The 18524-nt window shown below is 45.0% G+C and carries 24 protein-coding genes; 13 read left to right on the top strand and 11 right to left on the bottom strand.

The window, feature by feature from the left end:
• The first annotated feature begins 91 nt into the window (after nt 1–91).
• The gene (locus tag M654_RS07085) at nt 92–601 is read left to right on the top strand and encodes a GNAT family N-acetyltransferase (protein WP_026586224.1); all 510 of its coding nucleotides are present in this window, start codon (nt 92–94) and stop codon (nt 599–601) included.
• Nucleotides 601–786, top strand: coding sequence for a hypothetical protein (locus M654_RS07080; RefSeq protein WP_026586223.1), 186 nt, complete (start codon nt 601–603; stop codon nt 784–786). The genes M654_RS07085 and M654_RS07080 overlap by 1 nt, the downstream gene beginning before the upstream one ends.
• Nucleotides 787–1053: 267 nt before the next feature.
• On the opposite strand, the gene M654_RS07075 is transcribed toward M654_RS07080, so the two are convergent.
• From M654_RS07075 to M654_RS07065, 3 genes are all read right to left on the bottom strand, one after another.
• Entirely contained in the window at nt 1054–1803 is a 750-nt protein-coding gene (locus M654_RS07075) for an NAD-dependent protein deacylase (protein WP_026586222.1), read from the bottom strand.
• A 28-nt stretch (nt 1804–1831) separates the two neighbouring features.
• A complete protein-coding gene (locus M654_RS07070; RefSeq protein ID WP_026586221.1) occupies nt 1832–2908 on the bottom strand; it encodes a mechanosensitive ion channel family protein in 1077 nt (358 codons plus the stop codon).
• 238 nt (nt 2909–3146) lie between these two features.
• Nucleotides 3147–3254 carry a YhdX family protein gene (locus M654_RS07065; protein ID WP_003180159.1) on the bottom strand — a complete coding sequence of 36 codons (108 nt, stop codon included), beginning with the start codon at nt 3252–3254 and terminating at the stop codon, nt 3147–3149.
• Between the two features lie 190 nt (nt 3255–3444).
• Here M654_RS07065 and M654_RS07060 point away from each other — a divergent pair, with 190 nt between their 5' ends.
• The 3 genes from M654_RS07060 to crcB are packed head-to-tail and all read left to right on the top strand — an operon-like array spanning nt 3445 to nt 4909.
• Nucleotides 3445–4167, top strand: coding sequence for a glycerophosphodiester phosphodiesterase (locus M654_RS07060; protein WP_026586220.1), 723 nt, complete (start codon nt 3445–3447; stop codon nt 4165–4167).
• Entirely contained in the window at nt 4164–4562 is a 399-nt protein-coding gene (locus tag M654_RS07055; RefSeq protein ID WP_026586219.1) for a fluoride efflux transporter FluC, read from the top strand. Before M654_RS07060 ends, M654_RS07055 begins: the two co-directional genes overlap by 4 nt.
• On the top strand, nt 4559–4909 hold the full coding sequence (gene crcB, locus M654_RS07050) for a fluoride efflux transporter CrcB (RefSeq protein ID WP_026586218.1): 351 nt from the start codon (nt 4559–4561) through the stop codon (nt 4907–4909). The genes M654_RS07055 and crcB overlap by 4 nt, the downstream gene beginning before the upstream one ends.
• A gap of 209 nt (nt 4910–5118) precedes the next feature.
• Here the strand turns inward: crcB and M654_RS07045 are convergent, their stop codons facing one another.
• The 3 genes from M654_RS07045 to M654_RS07035 form a co-directional block, all read right to left on the bottom strand.
• Nucleotides 5119–5379: a hypothetical protein gene (locus M654_RS07045; protein ID WP_026586217.1), complete on the bottom strand. Its 261-nt coding sequence runs from the start codon at nt 5377–5379 to the stop codon at nt 5119–5121.
• Nucleotides 5380–5523: 144 nt separating this feature from the next.
• Nucleotides 5524–5922: an RNA polymerase sigma factor gene (locus M654_RS07040; RefSeq protein WP_026586216.1), complete on the bottom strand. Its 399-nt coding sequence runs from the start codon at nt 5920–5922 to the stop codon at nt 5524–5526.
• A 115-nt stretch (nt 5923–6037) separates the two neighbouring features.
• The gene (locus M654_RS07035; protein ID WP_026586215.1) at nt 6038–7411 is read right to left on the bottom strand and encodes a hemolysin family protein; all 1374 of its coding nucleotides are present in this window, start codon (nt 7409–7411) and stop codon (nt 6038–6040) included.
• Nucleotides 7412–7722: 311 nt separating this feature from the next.
• On the opposite strand from M654_RS07035, the gene M654_RS07030 reads away from it, so the two are divergent.
• Together M654_RS07030 and M654_RS07025 are read left to right on the top strand one after the other, a co-directional pair.
• The gene (locus M654_RS07030; protein WP_026586214.1) at nt 7723–8148 is read left to right on the top strand and encodes a Cu(I)-responsive transcriptional regulator; all 426 of its coding nucleotides are present in this window, start codon (nt 7723–7725) and stop codon (nt 8146–8148) included.
• A gap of 59 nt (nt 8149–8207) precedes the next feature.
• Nucleotides 8208–9527, top strand: coding sequence for a hemolysin family protein (locus M654_RS07025; RefSeq protein WP_026586213.1), 1320 nt, complete (start codon nt 8208–8210; stop codon nt 9525–9527).
• Between the two features lie 45 nt (nt 9528–9572).
• Here M654_RS07025 and M654_RS07020 read toward each other — a convergent pair whose 3' ends face one another.
• Complete coding sequence (locus M654_RS07020; RefSeq protein ID WP_026586212.1) at nt 9573–9929, bottom strand: DUF805 domain-containing protein; 357 nt, start codon at nt 9927–9929, stop codon at nt 9573–9575.
• Between the two features lie 141 nt (nt 9930–10070).
• Here M654_RS07020 and M654_RS07015 point away from each other — a divergent pair, with 141 nt between their 5' ends.
• Together M654_RS07015 and M654_RS07010 are read left to right on the top strand one after the other, a co-directional pair.
• Nucleotides 10071–10667, top strand: a complete 597-nt coding sequence (locus tag M654_RS07015) for a TetR/AcrR family transcriptional regulator (RefSeq protein WP_026586211.1) — start codon at nt 10071–10073, stop codon at nt 10665–10667.
• A complete protein-coding gene (locus tag M654_RS07010) occupies nt 10667–11935 on the top strand; it encodes an acyl-CoA thioester hydrolase/BAAT C-terminal domain-containing protein (RefSeq protein ID WP_236251212.1) in 1269 nt (422 codons plus the stop codon). Before M654_RS07015 ends, M654_RS07010 begins: the two co-directional genes overlap by 1 nt.
• Nucleotides 11936–11998: 63 nt before the next feature.
• Here the strand turns inward: M654_RS07010 and M654_RS07005 are convergent, their stop codons facing one another.
• From M654_RS07005 to M654_RS23830, 3 genes are all read right to left on the bottom strand, one after another.
• On the bottom strand, nt 11999–12601 hold the full coding sequence (locus M654_RS07005) for a lysophospholipid acyltransferase family protein (RefSeq protein WP_026586209.1): 603 nt from the start codon (nt 12599–12601) through the stop codon (nt 11999–12001).
• 310 nt (nt 12602–12911) lie between these two features.
• Nucleotides 12912–13874: a tetratricopeptide repeat protein gene (locus M654_RS07000; RefSeq protein WP_236251211.1), complete on the bottom strand. Its 963-nt coding sequence runs from the start codon at nt 13872–13874 to the stop codon at nt 12912–12914.
• A gap of 62 nt (nt 13875–13936) precedes the next feature.
• Nucleotides 13937–14101, bottom strand: a complete 165-nt coding sequence (locus tag M654_RS23830; protein WP_236251210.1) for a response regulator aspartate phosphatase — start codon at nt 14099–14101, stop codon at nt 13937–13939.
• Nucleotides 14102–14571: 470 nt separating this feature from the next.
• Here M654_RS23830 and sigM point away from each other — a divergent pair, with 470 nt between their 5' ends.
• From sigM to M654_RS06985, 3 genes are read left to right on the top strand one after another with little or no spacing between them, the layout of a single operon-like run.
• Complete coding sequence (gene sigM, locus M654_RS06995; RefSeq protein WP_003180127.1) at nt 14572–15063, top strand: RNA polymerase sigma factor SigM; 492 nt, start codon at nt 14572–14574, stop codon at nt 15061–15063.
• A complete protein-coding gene (locus M654_RS06990) occupies nt 15056–16126 on the top strand; it encodes an anti-sigma factor (protein ID WP_026586208.1) in 1071 nt (356 codons plus the stop codon). The genes sigM and M654_RS06990 overlap by 8 nt, the downstream gene beginning before the upstream one ends.
• Nucleotides 16114–16404: a hypothetical protein gene (locus M654_RS06985; protein ID WP_026586207.1), complete on the top strand. Its 291-nt coding sequence runs from the start codon at nt 16114–16116 to the stop codon at nt 16402–16404. Before M654_RS06990 ends, M654_RS06985 begins: the two co-directional genes overlap by 13 nt.
• A 175-nt stretch (nt 16405–16579) precedes the next feature.
• On the opposite strand, the gene M654_RS06980 is transcribed toward M654_RS06985, so the two are convergent.
• Nucleotides 16580–16951: a GNAT family N-acetyltransferase gene (locus M654_RS06980; RefSeq protein ID WP_409445030.1), complete on the bottom strand. Its 372-nt coding sequence runs from the start codon at nt 16949–16951 to the stop codon at nt 16580–16582.
• A 172-nt stretch (nt 16952–17123) separates the two neighbouring features.
• On the opposite strand from M654_RS06980, the gene pdxR reads away from it, so the two are divergent.
• Nucleotides 17124–18521, top strand: coding sequence for a MocR-like pyridoxine biosynthesis transcription factor PdxR (pdxR, locus tag M654_RS06975; RefSeq protein ID WP_026586205.1), 1398 nt, complete (start codon nt 17124–17126; stop codon nt 18519–18521).
• Nucleotides 18522–18524 lie beyond the last annotated feature (3 nt).

Here is an 18524-nt window from a genome sequence, read left to right as displayed (position 1 = left end):
TAGCAGGGGATTTTTTTATTTGTCATCAAATCTGACACATTGATTGCCGAAAAAACGCTTTCGGCTATAGTAAGGGGCGAGGTGTTGTGAAATGCAAATCGAAGAAGTAACATCGATGTCACCCTATATGGACCAATTGGCAAACCTTCTCGTTCAAGTGGTGAATGACGACGCATCAATCGGCTTTCTGCCGCCGCTTGATCATGAGCAGGCTTTAAGCTACTGGAAAACCGTCCTCTCACCGGACGTCATTTTGTTGATTGCCAAACAAAACGGCGAAATTGCCGGGAGTGTCCAGGTTGCCCTTTGCACTAAACAAAACGGACGCCACAGAGCCGAAATCTGCAAGCTCATGACAGCGCCCTCCTTCAGACGGCAAGGCGTCGCCCGCGCACTCATGCAAAAAGCGATCGAAAGGGTGAAGCAAGAAGGCCGATCCCTGCTTGTTCTTGATACGAGAGAAGGCGACCCTTCAAACCTGCTTTACGCATCACTCGGATTTCACGAGGCCGGACGAATTCCCGGATACGCAGAATCAGCAGACGGCAAACTGGATGCCACCGTTTTTTATTTTAGATGTTTAACGAAAGGGGAAACATGATGATGACATGGAAAGTGAAAACAGCCAGTGAACAAGACGCTCCCGTCATTCACAAACTGATCGAATATCGCTTTCTTGCCGTTTCCCTCCAGCGCGTTGACGGAAACGGCGGAATCCTTAAAGACAGCTGTGCAAAACGGTCCAGAACAAGCCGTTTTAGTTCCGCTCGGTTCAGCCAAATGTAGATTCTCTCGTCTTTTCACGGCTCTCTGTCACATCAAAAGCGAGGGAACAAGGAATTGCAACATTCATTCTGGCGTATTTCGAACGTCATGCCGCAACCTAAGGCAAAGCAAAAAGCTGCTGCTTGGTGCGGACCTCACTGCCTAAAAACATCAGTTTTGCGGTGATCAAAGAAGAGGATGTGGTCAACCCGAATGGCTTTTTCGTGAAAACCGCTCTGATGGAAAAAGCATTGCGCTAAAAAGGCGTTCCCCCTATGGAACGCCTTTTTATCCGTTTATTTCTTTGACAAATTCTGCGACTTTACGATGGATGACAAGGTCAAACAAATGATCATCATCCGTTTCATCCAGATTGATCATGATTTTCTTCAGACCCGGTATGCCGTGGGCCTCCTCAGGAACAAACCTGACGGGCGCCACTTCAAGCGAGGTGCCGATCACCAGAAGCAGATCGGATTGATCAAGGCTTGCAAACAAAGTATCGAAATGCTGAACAGCATCGCCGAACAATACGACATCCGTCTTTAAAATCAAACCGCATTCCCTGCCGTTTTCATTCACACGGCTGCATCTCGGAACCTCATCCTGCAAAATGTATTCAAGTCCGTAGCGCGTTCCGCATTTAGGACATGCCGCCGTTTGGATGGAACCGTGCAGTTCGTATACATGGCGGCTGCCCGCCTTGACATGGAGCCCGTCAATATTTTGCGTGAACACTTTGACTTCTTTTCCCTGCCGCTCAAGATCGGCTAAATACAGGTGCCCGGCATTCGGCTGATACGATCCGGTCATTTTCATTTGAAACAGCTCTTTAAATTTCGGCCAAAAAAGCTTTGGATAACGCTCATAATAATCGAGGCTCATCGCTTCCATTCTGGACATATCTTCCGTCCAGATTCCCCCGGCTGAACGGAAATCCGGGATTCCGGACTCAGTGCTCATTCCGGCCCCGGTTAACACGGTGATACGTCTGGCGCTTTCGATCAATTTCAAAAATGTCTCGGCTTCTCTCCGCATGTGCCGCTCCCCCTTCATGAACCGCTGATCACGCTTGATCTTGCTGATCCTTCATCTTCTTTAATTCAAACAGACTGTGGCCGGGTGATACAAAATCCACCTGTTCTTCTTCCATGATCTCAAGGATCCGGTAGTTCACATCCTGTCTGACGTCCAAGTTTTCGGCCCAAACCGTCGTCTTTGTATAGTAGTTGAAGAAAATGCTCATATGCGTATCCTTCAGCACCTCAAGATTGACCATGATCACTTCCGGATGGACTCCTTCATGATTCCTCAGCATGTCTTTAAACCGTTCCACACATCTTTCGACTTTTTCCCGCGGGTTTGACGGATCAATATCAAGCGAGAATGTGACCTGGCGCTTTCTCATCTTCGTCCAGTTGCTGATCGCTTCATTGGCCAGAACCGAATTGGGAACGGTGACGAGCGACTCTCCCGCGGTGCGGATTTTCGTGCTTCTAAACGATATATCCTCGACCGTTCCGGTGACGATGGTCGTTTCAATCCAATCCCCAATTGTGAAAGGCTTCTCCATAATGATGACGATTCCTCCGAAAAAGTTCCCGATCGTATCTTTCGCCGCAAGTGCAAAAGCAAATCCGCCGAGCCCGAGTCCGGCGACAAACCCGTTCACATCATAATTGAACTCCCCGGCGATCACGCTGATACCGAGCGCCACGATAATAAAGCGGAGAATTTTCGACAGGAACGGAGCGAGTATGTCGTCCATATCCAGTTCGAGCCGCTTCGAGATTTTGTTGAACAAAACAGATGATGCTGCCGTTAAATTGTAGAGGCCGCTGACAACAATCACAACAACGGACACTCTGTACAGCCTATGAATAATCGCCATATGCTCTTCGAAAAACGGCGAGTAAATAATGGCTAAATAAATACCGAGAATCGCAAAAAACCATCTCGCAGGCTTCTCAAACGCGAGCGCCACCTGATTGAAAAAATCGGTTTTCGGTTTATGCGTTAATTTCAATATCAAGTTGAACAAGTATTTCGTGAATATTTTTCTAAGCAAGAAAAATAAAAGCAAAATCCCGATGCTGATCCCGATTTCAGCAGCGAAATCCATCGTCATATACTTTGTAAACATTGCTGTCTCTCCTTATTCACATTCATCAAGCATTCATTATACTAAAAGCTTCGAAAAATTTCTCTTTTTATTGTACAGGGGAGAATCATGCCAAGTGTAACCCATTTGTATTTTTAAAACAATCCCGGCAGACAGCCTTCCTCCAAACCCCGCATAAAAAAACTCCGGGAAAAATCACCCGGAGTTTGACTGTTCGATTTTGATGTTTCCAAGAGACAAATGATTCGGGTCAACACGGCTATTTTTTCTTCTGAGACTGTGTTTGATCAAGGAGAGTCGCTTTAAACATTTCAGCATCGGTTTCGATCTTAATCCGTTCTTCCACTTTTATTCTCCCTTTACCCATCAGCTAAGCCTCCTTTTTTTCATTATAAATTATCTGAAAATGAAACGAATGAAACTTTCGCACTAATTTTGCCGAGGCTTGTCGTTTTAAGCAAAGCGGGCTCACTGCCAGCGCCATTTTAATTTTACTTGCATCACCTGTTCGGGTATCCTTGATATGGAAAGAACTTTATGAAGAGGAGCTGACATGTTTGCATATCATCGCCCATCGCGGAGCCTCAGGTTATGCACCGGAAAATACGTTTGCCGCTTTTGAAAAAGCATGCGAGCTGGGGGCTGACTTCATAGAGCTTGATGTACAGTTGACAAAAGACGGCAGGCTTGCTGTCATTCATGATGACAGGGTCGACAGAACGACAAACGGCGCGGGCTTCGTTCGGCAGTTTACTATGAGCGAGCTCGAAAAGCTTGACGCGGGAAGCTGGTTCAGCCCCGCTTTTAAAGACGAAAACATTCCCATCCTTGACGAGGTTCTCGAAAAGTATCACAAAAAAACGGGGCTTCTGATCGAAATCAAGTCTTCTAAAACACAACCGGGAATTGAAAATGTCATCGGCAAGCTGATCAGCAGTTTCGGATTTTCCATGAAGACGATCGTGCAATCATTTGATGCCGGTGCCATTAAAACGATGCACAAGCTGTATCCTGCCATCCCGGCCGCTGTTTTGATCAGACCGAGATTCGGCATGGTGCCGCGCGGTCAGCTTCGGCACATCGCATCTTTTGCCGATTATGTCAGCGTAAAACATACGAGGCTCAGCCCGTTTTTGATCAACGCGATTCACAGCCATGATTTAAAGGCTTTAGCCTGGACGGTGAACGGACAAAAAACCGGCCGCCGGTTAGAGAGCTGGAAGATTGACGGAATCATCACCGATTATCCCGATTATTTTAAGAAAGAAGGAAAAGCATGAAATATCTCGCTGTTTTTATCGGAGGGGCACTCGGTTCACTTCTTCGTTATATAGTAAACTTGAATGCAGGAGCCGGTTTTTTTCCTTGGGCGACTTTTATCGAAAATTGCTCGGGAAGCTTGCTTCTCGGCCTGCTGACAGGCTTTTTTTCGTTTCGGGCGAAAAAACCGCTCGTCCAGCTTTGCTTAGGAACCGGCTTTTGCGGAGGATATACGACAATGTCGGCGTTTTCCAAAGAAACCGTCTTGATCCTGCATTCCTCCGCCCCTGAGATCGGAATCATGTACTTGGCGGCGTCTCTCGCCGGCGGGGTATGCTTCGCATTGCTCGGCATTATGTTAGGAAAACGAATCGGCGGCACAGCGGAAAACAAAAAGGAGCGTTTTGGATCATGATCGCAGCTGGTTTTATGATTGCAGGCGGAATCGGATCTCTATTAAGGTTTTGGCTCGGCAATATCATCATGTCGAGGGTGCCGAAGCCGCGCATCCCCGTCAGCATTATGCTGATCAATATTCTCGGCTCTTTTGCCCTCGGCATTTTTGTCAGTCTTGGCATTGACAATCACGCGGTCTCGATCATCGTCGGCACGGGATTTTTCGGGGGATTCACAACATTTTCCACCTTCAGTGTTGAAGCGGTAGAGCTGATTCTCGCCAAACGGTTTTCGGCATCGGCAGCATACATATTGCTCACACTTGGCTTATGTATCGGGGGATTCTGGGCGGGGAGCGTCATATAATGAAGCAGCTGTTTAGGATCGGCATAGAGTTTCCGATTTGCGCCCGCCTAAAGGCAGGGGAAAATCCACGAATGTCAAGTAAGATCGCTGCCTGACGAAAAAAATCCATTTTGGCTTTCCGTCAAAATGGATTTTTTTGGCTTTAGCCTTATTCGATCATCGTCATACTTTCCCCGCTTGCTGCTTCCACATATGCCTCCCGGGACCAATCAGCCGTCATGTTCGATTTCCTCTTTTGTCAACGGCTTAAAAATGTTTTTTGAGCCTGAATAAAAACCGACTGATGACAATCCAAGCCAGGTTCCGATCATCATGTCTTCCTTCCAGTTCCCCGATGTCAAAAACAAAGAAATCCAGATTCCGAACATAATCGCAAAAACGGGGAGAAATCGTTTCTGAACGCCCAAAATCTTTACCGTATGAACCAAACCTGTGACAAGCGGAACGAGTGCGATATCAGAAATATCCATGCTCTTTCTCCTCCTTAGTTTGTTGAAACAAAGGCCGGTTTTCCTATACACCTGCCCCTGTTTTCATCATCATATAAGAAAGCAGCCCTCATGCCGCGTCAACATTCCGTCAATAAACTGAAGAATTCCCGAATCCGCCCCGTCCTAAATATTCGTAATCGCCACCAAGCTGACGAGCAGCTTGTCCAACAGCGCTTTTTTCATTAAAAACAGCGTTTTTTCACTGCAGCCGATTTCCATTGCACATTTGCCCATGCTCCAATTATGGAAATAGCGGTATTCGATAAATGTGCGCTCAACCTCATCCAATTCGGCCAAAGCCGTTTCCATGGCGTCCAGCAAATATTGATAGAGTCTTTTTTCCGAGGCGATTTGATCGTTCACATCCGCTTCTTTGATCAATCCGCTTTCCGCTTCCTTATCCATCCTCCTTTCCAAATTGAATACGGCGGCTTTGTAATTTTTCCAATTGCGCAAATGAAATTCGATTCGCTTCATATACGTTTTCTTTTCATTCTCGGAAAGGCTTTCATACCAAAGCACAACCATCCCCCCTATACACAGAACATTTGTTCTCATTATAAACGAACGAATGCCCTTGTTCAAATGCCTTTTCTCTCAGGGTCTTTTTTCTTACAAACATAAAAATCACCTTGAGCTACTTTTCGCTCAAGGTGATTTCGTTTACGACAATCGGGTTTGACGGTGCCAGCTCCACGTGTTCTGTCGTCTGCTCCTGTTTGATTTCCACATGCTTGATCAGCCGGCCTTCCATCTCAAGCACCGTGATCGTATAGGAGCCGACATGAACCGCCTCTCCTTCCGCTATATCTATATTTTCCTTCAACACGAGTCCGCCGACCGTTTCGACTTCCTCCTCCTCGATCTCATCGGCAAACAGCTCATTGACCTGATCGATTCTGACCTTTCCGTCCATGATGTACTCATGCTCGGAAACCTTTTGAATGAGCGGTGTTTCGTCTTCATCAAATTCGTCTCTGATGTCACCGACGATTTCTTCGAGAATATCCTCAGTCGTCACAAGGCCTGACGTTCCCCCGTATTCATCCGTTAAAATCGCCATGTGAATCCGTTCCCGCTGCATTTTAATCAGCAGCTTTTGCACAGGGACGGTGTCAATCACTTCAATGACGGGACGGACGTAGGCTTCAAGGGACAGCCGCTTTTTCTCCGCGTCCGACATGAACAGCATATCGGTAAACAGCTGTTTCGTGTTGATCATGCCGATCACATGGTCCTTATCGCCTTTATAGACGGGCCAACGCGTGTATTTTTCTTTCAGCATCACAGACAGCGCCTCATCGATCGGCATATCCACAGAGACGGAAGCGATTTCTGTGCGCGGCACCATGATTTCTTTGGCGATCCGATTGTCAAACTCAAAAATTTTATTGACGTATTTATATTCAGACGGATTAATTTCTCCACTTTTGTAGCTTTCTGATAACAGGATTCTCAGCTCTTCTTCGGTATGGGATTCATCCTTTTCCGAAGCGGGCTTCAAACCGAATAATCCGGTCAGCACTCTGGCCGACGCATTCAGCACCCATATGAATGGGAACATGACAACATTGAAAAAATGCAGCGGTCCTGCCAGCCACAATGTGATTTGTTCGGCTTTTTGGATCGCGATCGTTTTCGGAGCGAGTTCGCCAACCACGACGTTCAGGAATGTAATCAGGCAAAAAGCGATGGCAACCGACAGTGCATGTGAAACAGAATCTGAAACATGCAGGCTTTCAAAGAGCGGATGCAAAACCTTTCTGACCGTAGGCTCACCCATCCAGCCCAAACCTAAAGCAGTGATCGTAATTCCAAGCTGGCAGGCTGACAAGTACTCATCCAAATCAGACACCACTTGCTTTGCCCGAACTGCCCTTTTATTTCCTTCCGCTATCAGCTGATCAATCTTTGAGCTCCTCACTCTGACAATCGCAAATTCTGATGCTACAAAAAAAGCGGTCAAAGCAATCAGAACGCCGATGATAATCAGACTAACTATATCGTCCATTTAACCTTATCCCTAAAAGGATAAGGAGTCACCTCCTGATGAAATCAAATTCACGTAATAAGGCTGATGTGTGTTCTGTATGAATGACTATGCAGAGGGCCCCATCAAACCACCTCCAAGCCAATATATACTATTATCTTACTTTATTAAAAAAGAGTCAGTCAAATGTCTAAACTTTAAATCTAACAATATTTTCACAAATTTTTAGAAAAATAAAGCGGTCTGCATCATGTTCTCGCCCTTTTTTATTCAATTAACTTGTATAAACGGCTTCTAATATATTAAAATGTTTTATAACTATAACGTGATGGTTGAGGAGGGATGCAGATGGGGCAGAGAAATATCGTATTGGCGAATTAGCAGCTGCAGCAGGCGTAACAAAACGGACCGTTGATTATTACACGAATCTCGGGCTTTTAACGCCTGACAGATCATGTTCAAACTACCGTTATTATGATGAAGTTGCTCTCAAACGGCTGAAATTTATTACAGACTGCAAGCAGCAGAGATTGGCCCTGTCCGACATCAAAATGCGGCTGGAAAACCAGTTTCCCTCTTCAACAGTGAATGATGACGAAATTGGAAGCCTGACGGCGGAAATTGATCATGTCAATGACAATATCTCCGTGATTATAAACAGAATGAAACGGCTAAATCCCGATGAGCGGGAGATTCTCAAAAGCCGGCTTTCTCCTGAAAAAATGACGGTCATCCAGTCATTTTTGCTGCTGCTTTAGTTAATCTTTACTAAACAGGAGGTGTTACCTTCATTCTCACGCTAGAGTGAAGGTCCTAATTGGAAATAGTTAATTTGATTTTTGTTGCTGTTTTAATTGCTTTGACAGCATTTTTCGTAGCGTCTGAGTTTGCGATTATCAGAATCAGAAGCTCGCGGGTTGACCAGCTGATTGCTGAAGGAAACAAAACAGCGGTATCGGTCAAGAAAGTGATCACGCATTTAGACGAGTACTTATCGGCCTGCCAGCTCGGCATTACTTTGACGGCACTCGGCCTTGGATGGCTCGGGGAGCCGACGGTCGCCCGTCTGCTTGAACCGCTTTTTACCGAATGGAACATTCCAAGTTCTGTTTCACATATCGTGTCCGTTGTGATCGCCTTCAGCTTCATTACGTTCCTGCACGTTGTCGTCGGGGAGCTTGCACCAAAAACGCTGGCGATTCAAAAGGCGGAAGCGATCTCCTTTGCATTCGCAAAACCCCTGATCTGGTTTTACCGCATCATGTTTCCATTCATTTGGGCGCTGAACGGATCAGCAAGGCTGTTGACGAAATCGTTTGGCCTTGAAGCGGTTTCGGAAAACGAAATGGCGCACTCGGAAGAAGAGCTGCGGATCATTCTGTCAGAAAGCTACAAAAGCGGCGAAATCAATCAGTCCGAGTTCAAATATGTAAACAAAATTTTTGAATTCGATGACCGTCTTGCCAAGGAAATCATGATTCCGAGAACAGAAGTCGTCAGCTTTCCGCATGATATGAAAATCAAGGATATGATCGACATTACGAAAGCCGAAGGATACACGCGCTATCCCGTCGAGGACGGCGATAAGGACAACATCATCGGCGTCGTCAATGTCAAAGAAATACTGACGGCCTGCATCAGCGGAGAATGCTCCAAAGAAGACACGATTGAGCAATTTATCAATCCGATCATTCATGTGATCGAAACCGTTCCGATTCACGATCTGCTCCTCAAAATGCAGAGGGAACGCGTCCACATGTCCATTCTGTCCGATGAGTACGGCGGAACGGCCGGACTGGTTACGGTTGAGGATATCATCGAAGAAATCGTCGGTGAAATCCGCGATGAATTTGATATAGACGAAATCAATGAAATCCGCAAAATCGATGAAGATCACTACATCCTCGACGGAAAAGTGCTGGTCAACCAGGTCAACGATCTGCTCGGCATCCAGCTGGACAATGAAGAAGTTGACACGATCGGCGGGTGGTTCCTGACGCAGAAATACGACGTCCAAAAGGGCGACATGATCGCAGAACAGGGATACGAGTTTACCATTAATGAAATCGACGGCCACCACGTCTCATATGTAGAGGTCCAAAAAGCGGCTGAACCGCTGCTTGAAGAAGCGGAATAACAATATAAAGATGGATGTTCATTCTGAACATCCATCTTTTTTTGGTCATTTAGGATTCGGCCCGTATTGATTTTCTCCCTTTTCTCCGTCTAGACAAAGCAGTATCAATAAAGTCAACATGCCAATGAGAGGAATAAAGACGATGAAGATCCATCCTCCGTTTTTTCCGGTATCATGCAGCCTGCGAATAGTAACGGCCAGAGCCGGCAGAAAAACGGCGATCAAATAAAGTCCGCCCAGAAAAGAATCGGTGCCAGTTAACGGAAGATTCATCAATCCTTTAATCACACCGTAGATGACAAGAACCAAGTAAGAGAAAATGGCAAATGTCCAAAACTCCTTCCGTCTCGCCCTCCCTTGAAACCCTATATAATTCTTCAACGCTTTGAAATACCATTTCATATCAGTTCCTCCAATACGATAGAAAACATATACATTGTGTAAATAGTGTTTATCAGCCGCTGATCAAAAATGTAACCACTTGATTACATCACGAATTCCCTTTAAAATGTAACCATCCGATTACATTTCAAGGAGAGACATATGACAAAACAATTAACGAGAGAACGCATTATTCAGGCGGCTCTGAATCTCTTTAAAGAAAAAGGTTTTACAGCCGCTTCAACCAGAGAAATCGCCGAAAAAGCAGGTGTCAATCATTTAACCCTTTTTAGACATTTCGGCAATAAAAAAAATTTATTCCGGGAAAGCGTGATTCAACATGTCACTACGGACGATTTTATCCGCGGTCTTGAAGAACATCTGACCGGAAATCTGCTCGCGGATTTAACATTGATCGCAGAAACCTATTTCGAAGAAAATTTGGAAAAAGACAGCGTCTTTTGGGTTTACTTCAGGGAATCAACACAAGATAGCGGGATTTCTGAATTGATCATGGAAATTCCTCGGCGTTTAAATCGCTTTTTAGCGTCTTATTTGGCAAAGCATCACAACCGCCAAAACATTTCAAAAGAAAGGTTCTGCATTCTCAGCAGCATGTTTTTCGGGCTGCTCAATCAATACATCATGTTCCATCATCTGCCCGCATTCAAGGAAGCATTCTACGATCAACCAGAAGACTATATTGAGGAGTGCGTCGAATTGTTTCATGCAAGACTTGAAAAGGAAGTGCTGTCTTGATGAGCCCCCAGCCTGTATTACACGCCCCTTCCGAATCTCGTTGGGATGAAAAAATCGAGATCAAAGTCACCGGGCTCACACCGATGGAGATGATTGATATCATGGTTCAAGCGGAGGATGAATCCGGCGTCAACTGGAGATCGCACGCCGTTTTTCAAGCCGATCCACTCGGGGAAGTTGATCCTGGTGCGGCTACTCCACTAAAAGGCACATATCAAGTGCAAGATCAAATGGGACTTTTCTGGTCGATGCAGCCTGTCGGGTCTTCCTGCTCATTCGAGAAAAAAACGGTTCATCCTGCTGTTTTCCGCATCGAGGTAAAACGGAAGGGATGCGTCATCTTGCGCAAAGAAGTGAAACGGGTGCTTCTTTCTGAAACGATCGACAGACAGGAAGTGAAGGAAAACGGATGGTACGGAACCTTTTTCCGTCCTCATAACGCTGTCCGGCCGCCCGTTATCATCGTTTTAGGCGGCTCTGACGGAGGGCTTGATGAAACATTGGCAGGCATGTTGTCAAATTACGGATATGCGACGCTTGCGATTCCTTATTTTCAATACAAAGAGCTTCCCGGACAACTGATGGAAATCCCGCTTGAATACTTCCAAAAAGCCATCGCATGGCTTCTTCGCCATGATGGCATCAATCATGACCGAATCGGAATATTTGGACGGTCAAAAGGGGGAGAATTGGCGCTTTTGATCGCATCTCACTTCCACGAGATCCGTTTTGTGATTTCTCATGTAGGGGGAGGGATCGTCTTTCAAGGCGTCGGCTTGAAAAAACTCCGGCGTACATCTTCCTGGAGCTTTGGAAGAACGCCGCTCACCTTTGCATCTCTTCCGTGTTTCAGCATTCTTTCCCTGTGGACATTCATCAAACAAACAATAACAGGGCGGCCGCAGTCTTTTCTCTCCCTTTATCAAAAGGCATTGCGTCACGTAAATGATGATCATCCCTCTATCATCAAAGCCGAACATATCAATGGGCCCGTCCTTCTCACGTCGAGTACAGATGATTCCGTATGGCCATCGGCACTCATGAGCAAAAAAGTCGCCGAACGGCTGAACAAGAAAGGCTTCCCCCATTCTGTTCTGCACTTAAGTTTTGAAAATGCCGGACACAATATCAGGCCCCCTTATTTTCCAACCGCTGCGCGCCAGAGCCGAAAGGTTGTATACGGGGGAAACACTGAGGCGGATGCCAAGGCCTCTCGGACATTTTGGCGGGAATTGCTTTTGTTTTTGGAAGAAACGGCTTTACGTTAAGTTACTCCCCAAGAAAGAACACTCCCGCAATTTAAGGGAGTGTTCTTTCTTGGCAATATGTTCTTATGACATCTGCTTTAGCTGCTGTTCAAGCCCTTTAATACTTTCATTTAAAGCCTCTGTCATTTTCGCCAGCTTTTCTTTTGACGAATATTGAGCAAAGTCTTCCTGATTGAGCGGCTCGCCGATGATCAGCTTCATTTTGCCTTTCTTGAACAGCTCTTTTCCGTTGGACGGCCCGCTGTAAGCCGCCGGCACAAGCGGCGCTTTTCCCATTTGGGCGATCGTGACCGCCCCTCTTTTTAAAGGAACGTCTTCCGATGTTCTCGTCCCGCTCGGAAAAATGCCGACGATCTTTCCTTCTTTCAGCAATTTAATCGGGGTTTTGATGCTGCTCGGCCCCGGATTTTCCCTGTCGACCGGAAAAGCGTTGATGCTTGAAAGGAAAGAACCGGATAATTTATTTTCAAAAAGCTCTTTTTTCGCCATGTAGTGAATTTCATGAGGCAAAATGCCGACTCCTAATGCGACGACATCCACCCATCCGGAATGTGTGCAGGCCAGCACGAAACCCGTATCTTTAGGAAGGTTTTCCTTATTGTATACTTTAATTCCGCCGCGCAAAGAAAGAATCACTTTTGCAGCATTACCGATAAACTGATACATATGGCACTTCCTTTATTGTAGTAGTCGATTTTAGGTTTTCCTTTTCTATTATAACAACTTTTTTTATTACCTGGTACTAAAAATTGATTTTTCATTAAAAACTGGGGATTGAGGCTTCATATACGGGCTCGTTTTAGCTGATATTTCGCGTTTTAAGTGCACTGACTTCGCTGACATACTCCTGAAAGACACGAGTTTTCCTCGCCCCAAAAACGAGAAAGGCCCTTCTCATAATTTGAGAAAGGCTGGTGTTTCACTTTAACCGAATACTGCGTCTTCAGCAATTTTTATCGGCAAGGTTTCGTTAGCTTCAATTGAGCTTGATGTCATATTGTAAAGACCTAAAACGAGAAGACCGCCTAAAACTGCAGTTGCAATAATAGATTTCATACGCTTCATGATAATACCTACGCGTCAATTTAAGAATTTGATCCTTCGCATGACATGCCTGTTCAAAGTATTTCGCTGAATGATAAATATTTCCTTCTTTTTTGTAATGAAGTGCAATTATGGTTGTTAATTCTGCAACATCTGACCACAACTTTTTTTCTCTCAGCTGTCCCAAAGCTTCGTCTATTTTTGCAGGATCGTGCCGATCATACAATGAGTATATCATTTGAAGCTTTGCCTTATATTCAAATTCATCTTCTGCATCGGCCCAGGAAAAGCTTTGTTGATACCAACGACGAGCTTCATTCAATAAATTTTGTTTATAATTCACTCGGCTCAACATATATGTACTGCGTATTCCAAAAATCGAATTTTCGCGTTCTTGAATGTTTGCCGCTTGTTCAAAGTATGTTTTTGACTCGTCCAACAAATCTCTTCTTTCGTAACACACCCCTAAATTAAAACATGCAAAGCTTTCAATAAGGCTGTTTTTATTGTCGCGTGCCTTATTTAAAGCATGTTTATAAAGCTTTGCGGCTTCTTCAAAACGATATAAATCAACTTGATTAGCGGCAAGTACCATTTCGCTGTTAATCACTCGATTGCTGTACTCTTCATAAGCCTTAAATGAATCTAACGCTTTTTCAATGTGATTTAGCGAAAAGAAGTGTTGCTTCATTTTGTAATAGGCGATTGCCACTTGATAATGAAATTCTGCTATCTCGATTTCATCCGGAATTTGTTGAAGCTTAGATTCCGCTATCCTGTAAAAATGAATGGCATCGGTGAAATTCTTCATATAAAATTCATACATACCGCTGAAGAAATAAAAATAATATTGCAGCATGTCGTCCGTCTTCTTTTCTTCAGCTTGATGTTCCATTCTTTTCAAGAGACTGCCTGACAAGCTATATTGATCAACCAGCATTTTATATCTTGAATCTATTAAATTAAAGACAGTAGGACATCTTGGTCTTCTTCCATGTTTTTAAGAGCATGTTCAATCTGATCTCTCATTAATTTTGCTTTATGAACCTGCTGAAGCTTAATGATCCCATACCATTGATTTAACATGTTTCCCACTTTTTGAGACGGCATTTTTACACTCAAGGCCCCTCATCCCTTTCCCCAAATTGAAATTTTTCAGTCTAATGAAAATTTTTTACATCTTTTTTGATTTATGGTAATTATTTTGCGGAAGGAGGCATTTTTTGACAACTGGATTTGTGCTATTCCGTCTATTCAATTTACCGCAGTCTATAGATCGATTTTCAAGAACCCGTCTGTGTCCGGTTCTTCAGTAAATAAAAAGCACTCCGTCAGCTAACCCTTGACCAATAACAAAGCTTTATGGTATCTCTAATTTTCTGTCGTTATCTAACACGAGTTTGTCCCGGCGATTGGGGGAACTTTCAAAAATTCCCTCTCATCCATCATTAGTTTTTTTGAACATGTTCAGTTATTATATAGGATAGATGATTTTTAAGGGTAAGAAATTGGAGGAAAAAACAGCCGTGGACATGTTGAGTGCAACTTCAAACCTTTCTTATGCGTTTATAACATAGAGGGGAGAAAAGGCAGTGACTATCGATGAAATTTACCAAATGTATATGAATGATGTTTACAGGTTTCTGCTCTCCATGACGAAAGACAAACATCTTGCAGAGGATTTGCTTCAGGAAACCTTTATGAGAGCCTACATACACATCCACTCTTACGACCACAGCAAGGTGAAGCCCTGGCTTTTTCAAGTGGCTCGGAATGCGTTTATCGATTATGTCAGAAAGCATAAAAAGGAAGTAACGATTTCTGACGATATGATCGGAAGCTTGTTTCAAAACGCGGTCCAAAGCCCTGCCCACCAGGTCGAGATTAAGGAAGTGTTGACGCTATATATGAACCAGCTCCCCGATAACTACCGGGAAGCGCTTACGCTGTATTATTTAAAAGAGCTGAACTACAAGGAAGCATCAAGCTTGATGAATATCTCAGAGGCTAATTTTAAAAGTGTTTTATTTCGTGCCAGACAGCGTCTGAAAGCACTTTACAACAGAGGTGTTAACGATGAATGAAGATTTCAAAAAACGTTGGGAACAGTATAAAAACGGCGAGCTTTCCGAAGCGGAAATGATCAAGGTTGAAGAAGAGCTTGAACAGCTCGAAGAGTATCAGAACATGCTGGATCAGGAAATGAAAGACGAAAATTGGGACCTCACCCTCAGTCCTGAAAAGCAAAAAGCGATTTTAAGATATGGGAAAAATAAATCATATATGCGGATTTCAGCTCTTGCTGTCCTTTCCACGCTCATCATTCTGCCGCTGTGCACGCTTGGAAGCTATTTATACTACGGCATGGGCGGACATGAAAGCAAAGGAAATGCGTTGGTGCAGACCGCTTCAATGACGGTGGCCGTCACAAAGCCGAACATTCAGGTGGATACGGATGCACTCGTCAACAAAGTGCAGCTTTTTGGCATCAAGACCCAGTTTCCATTAAAGAAACAGATCGGCAATGTGACAAAAGTGGTTGGAAACGAGGAAGTAGAGATGTTCTTTGACCAGCTGAAGGCCCCGCGGGTTCACCAATATAACCAGGAGCTCACACAGGAAGAAAGGCATTTTGTCTATCCGGGAGGCATCAAAGAAAAATCGACTTCCAAAGCCAAAGCGATCTTGAAACAATTGCCTGACGGAACGGTGACAGAAGCTTACGTTTCATTTGAAAGATCCTATCCGACAAGGGAACTGTACGACAAGTTAAAAAGATATGATGTACGCGTCCTTTGGAATGCGATTGAAACAGAAACCGATTTAAAAGAGCATCCATACGCTGAGCCGATCGGCTATCCAGGGAAGGATTCCGACCGCATTTACGTCTATCAAAATTCCGATCAAAGCGATGCGGAGCAGTTCAAAGCGGCCCTGTCATATATGATCAAACACAATAAGTGGGCTGAAACGATATCAGGCAGAAAAGACTTAAAGCTTGCAAAACGGCTTGACTACGTTGAGAAAAACGGTGTGAATGTGTATGGCGCGGTGGTGACCGGTCCTTCAAAAGAAATTGAAAAGCTGATTGATAAAGGTCCTGTAAAAGCAGCTAAAGTAGGTGAGGTGGCATTATGGAACTGGTAAGAATTTTTAAAGAGCATAATGTATTTGGATGGGTATCTGTCGCGACAGCGATTCTTTCCCTGCTCATTTTAAATTTGGCGATCATCAGCGATTCATTCGCTTATTCCTTTAAAATGCTTCCTTTTGCAATGGCCGCCATTCCGCTCGGCATCATCGAGCTATTCATCAAAAAAGGCCGGACCGGATTAGGGCTCCTTGGTGTTGTGCTCAACATTTTCATCCTCATCTGCGTCTGGACGATTGTGTCAATTGATACGAATCTGCAGCTTGGTTTTTGATGATGGAGCTTTGAAAACTAAAGACGCGGAAGTCGAGAGCGGACACCAGCGCCATAAGCCGATGTCCGCCCCGCTTTCCGGAAAGATACCCATTTGAATCAAAAACCGCCTCCGCATTTTGGTTTTACCATCACAGCAGGAGGCGGTTTTTTATGCCTTTACATCCGCTCCCCTGCTAAAGCGGCTTTCGGTATAAATAACTCGCCTTATTGTATTTCATTTTTTCTTCATAAAAACGGTGGGCGTCGCGTCGCTGTGTCCCTGATGACAGTGCGACAGACCGACAGCCCTGCTGCTTGGCCCATTCCTCGACAGCCGAGAGCAGCTGTTTTCCATAGCCTTTTGACCGGTGTTTTTCACACGTCACCAGATCCTCCACCCAAACATGGGCTCCTTGATTTAATGTTACTCGCTTTGAGAAGCCCGCCAAAGAAACGGGAACGTCATTGCTGTACAGTGCCAAAAGCTTGTAATTTTCGGTTTTCTGCAATGTTCCAACGAGCTCTAGAAACGCCGATTCATCGAGATGCGGCCGCAGCTGTTTCATCACCGGATATACTTCCTTTCGTTCTGTTTCAGATTGAATTTCTTTGAAATAAAGCAACAATATCATTCCTTTCTATTGGTTATGGATTTACTTTAACCTGACATCTGGCATGATTAAAATAGTCAGTTTTGCTAAAATAGTGAATGCCAGTTATCTTGAAAGGTATGATCATATGGATATAACACCTTTTTTAAACCGTGAACATGACGAGCCGCTTTATCAGCAGCTGTATACGTTTTTCAAAAATGAAATCCATAGCGGACATATCCAGCCGGGGACAAAACTTCCCTCCAAACGGGCGCTCTCCAGACATTTAAACGTCAGCCAAACAACCGTTGAGCATGCATATGATCAGCTTACCGCCGAAGGCTACCTGATCACAAAGCCACGGAAGGGCTGGTATGCGGCTGAAGCAGATGGTGTTTTTCAAGCGTTTTCGCCCCCTCCTCCTTTTGAAACAGCGGAGGAAGAAGCACCGCTCTCCGAGGAAGTCATCGATTTTCACCACGGCCATGTCGATCTCTCGTCATTTCCGATCTCCGCATGGAAAAAAACGCTCGCCAAAACGATTGATATTTCAAGTGCCGAACTTTTTCAGAGCGGGCCGCCGGCCGGAGATCTGTCGTTAAGAAAGATGATTGCCGTATACCTCAGAGAATCGCGCGGCGTCGTTTGTTCACCGGAGCAAATCATCGTCGGCGCCGGGACACCGATTTTACTGCAGTTTTTATGCCGGCTGTTCCCAAGAGGCGCGGCCGTCGGATTTGAAAACCCGGGATTCCATCGCTCCAAATCGGTCTTGCAGACAGGCGGGCTCAAGGTCATCCCGACAGCCGTTGATGACAGCGGAATTTGCGTCAATGAACTTGCTCAACACCAGCCCGCACTGGCTTATGTTACACCCTCCCATCAATTTCCGCTCGGCATGATCATGCCGGTCGGCCGCAGAATGAAGCTGCTTGATTGGGCGACATCACGGGGCGCTTATATAATTGAAGATGATTATGACGGAGAGTTCCGCTATGCGGGGCAGCCGATTCCCTCCCTCCACGGACTTGACCAAAACGACCGTGTTATCTATATGGGGACTTTTTCAAAGTCGCTGATTCCCTCCTTAAGAGTCAGCTACATGGTTCTGCCCCTTCCTTTGGCCGAAAAAGGACATGAGCTTGCTTCATTGTATAAACATACCGTTTCCCGCCATTTGCAGCAGGCTATCGCGAAATTTATGGAAAACGGCGAATATCAAAGACATATCAACCGTATGAGGACGCTTTACAGAAAAAAACGGAAAACATTGCTTGAAGCCGTTATACGGGAGCTGGGAGGATATGCCGCCATCAAGGGAGAAAATGCGGGTCTTCACATCATTCTTGAAATACAAGGCGAACAAAGCGAAGAACGGCTGATTTTAAAAGCGCTTGAAGAAGGCGTCAAAGTCTATCCCGCATCTGTCTCATATGCGGCGCCGCCGCAGAATACGGCTGTACTTCTCGGATTTGGAGGGCTTTCTGAAGAGGAGATTGCATTGGGCATCAAAAGGCTGCAAAAAGCGTGGTTTGGTCAATAAATA

It is taken from the genome of Bacillus sp. NSP9.1 (genome assembly GCF_000465465.2).
Lineage (GTDB): Bacteria > Bacillota > Bacilli > Bacillales > Bacillaceae > Bacillus > Bacillus sonorensis_A.
The sequence above is the reverse complement of the archived record's forward strand: the minus strand, read 5'-3'. Positions and strand labels throughout refer to the sequence as shown.

Excerpts from the sequence above, each read along its gene's own strand:
- M654_RS07020 (WP_026586212.1), bottom strand. The coding sequence starts at position 9,929 with ATGAAATGGTATTTCAAAGCGTTGAAGAATTATATAGGGTTTCAAGGG.
- M654_RS07070 (WP_026586221.1), bottom strand. The coding sequence starts at position 2,908 with ATGTTTACAAAGTATATGACGATGGATTTCGCTGCTGAAATCGGGATC.
- M654_RS07005 (WP_026586209.1), bottom strand. The coding sequence starts at position 12,601 with ATGTATCAGTTTATCGGTAATGCTGCAAAAGTGATTCTTTCTTTGCGC.
- M654_RS07015 (WP_026586211.1), top strand. The coding sequence starts at position 10,071 with ATGACAAAACAATTAACGAGAGAACGCATTATTCAGGCGGCTCTGAAT.
- M654_RS06990 (WP_026586208.1), top strand. The coding sequence starts at position 15,056 with ATGAATGAAGATTTCAAAAAACGTTGGGAACAGTATAAAAACGGCGAG.
- M654_RS07080 (WP_026586223.1), top strand. The coding sequence starts at position 601 with ATGATGACATGGAAAGTGAAAACAGCCAGTGAACAAGACGCTCCCGTC.
- M654_RS07000 (WP_236251211.1), bottom strand. The coding sequence starts at position 13,874 with ATGGAACATCAAGCTGAAGAAAAGAAGACGGACGACATGCTGCAATAT.
- M654_RS07065 (WP_003180159.1), bottom strand. The coding sequence starts at position 3,254 with ATGGGTAAAGGGAGAATAAAAGTGGAAGAACGGATTAAGATCGAAACC.
- M654_RS07055 (WP_026586219.1), top strand. The coding sequence starts at position 4,164 with ATGAAATATCTCGCTGTTTTTATCGGAGGGGCACTCGGTTCACTTCTT.
- M654_RS07045 (WP_026586217.1), bottom strand. The coding sequence starts at position 5,379 with ATGGATATTTCTGATATCGCACTCGTTCCGCTTGTCACAGGTTTGGTT.
- M654_RS07085 (WP_026586224.1), top strand. The coding sequence starts at position 92 with ATGCAAATCGAAGAAGTAACATCGATGTCACCCTATATGGACCAATTG.
- M654_RS06980 (WP_409445030.1), bottom strand. The coding sequence starts at position 16,951 with ATGAAACAGCTGCGGCCGCATCTCGATGAATCGGCGTTTCTAGAGCTC.
- M654_RS07075 (WP_026586222.1), bottom strand. The coding sequence starts at position 1,803 with ATGCGGAGAGAAGCCGAGACATTTTTGAAATTGATCGAAAGCGCCAGA.
- pdxR (WP_026586205.1), top strand. The coding sequence starts at position 17,124 with ATGGATATAACACCTTTTTTAAACCGTGAACATGACGAGCCGCTTTAT.
- crcB (WP_026586218.1), top strand. The coding sequence starts at position 4,559 with ATGATCGCAGCTGGTTTTATGATTGCAGGCGGAATCGGATCTCTATTA.
- M654_RS07035 (WP_026586215.1), bottom strand. The coding sequence starts at position 7,411 with ATGGACGATATAGTTAGTCTGATTATCATCGGCGTTCTGATTGCTTTG.
- M654_RS07010 (WP_236251212.1), top strand. The coding sequence starts at position 10,667 with ATGAGCCCCCAGCCTGTATTACACGCCCCTTCCGAATCTCGTTGGGAT.
- M654_RS06985 (WP_026586207.1), top strand. The coding sequence starts at position 16,114 with ATGGAACTGGTAAGAATTTTTAAAGAGCATAATGTATTTGGATGGGTA.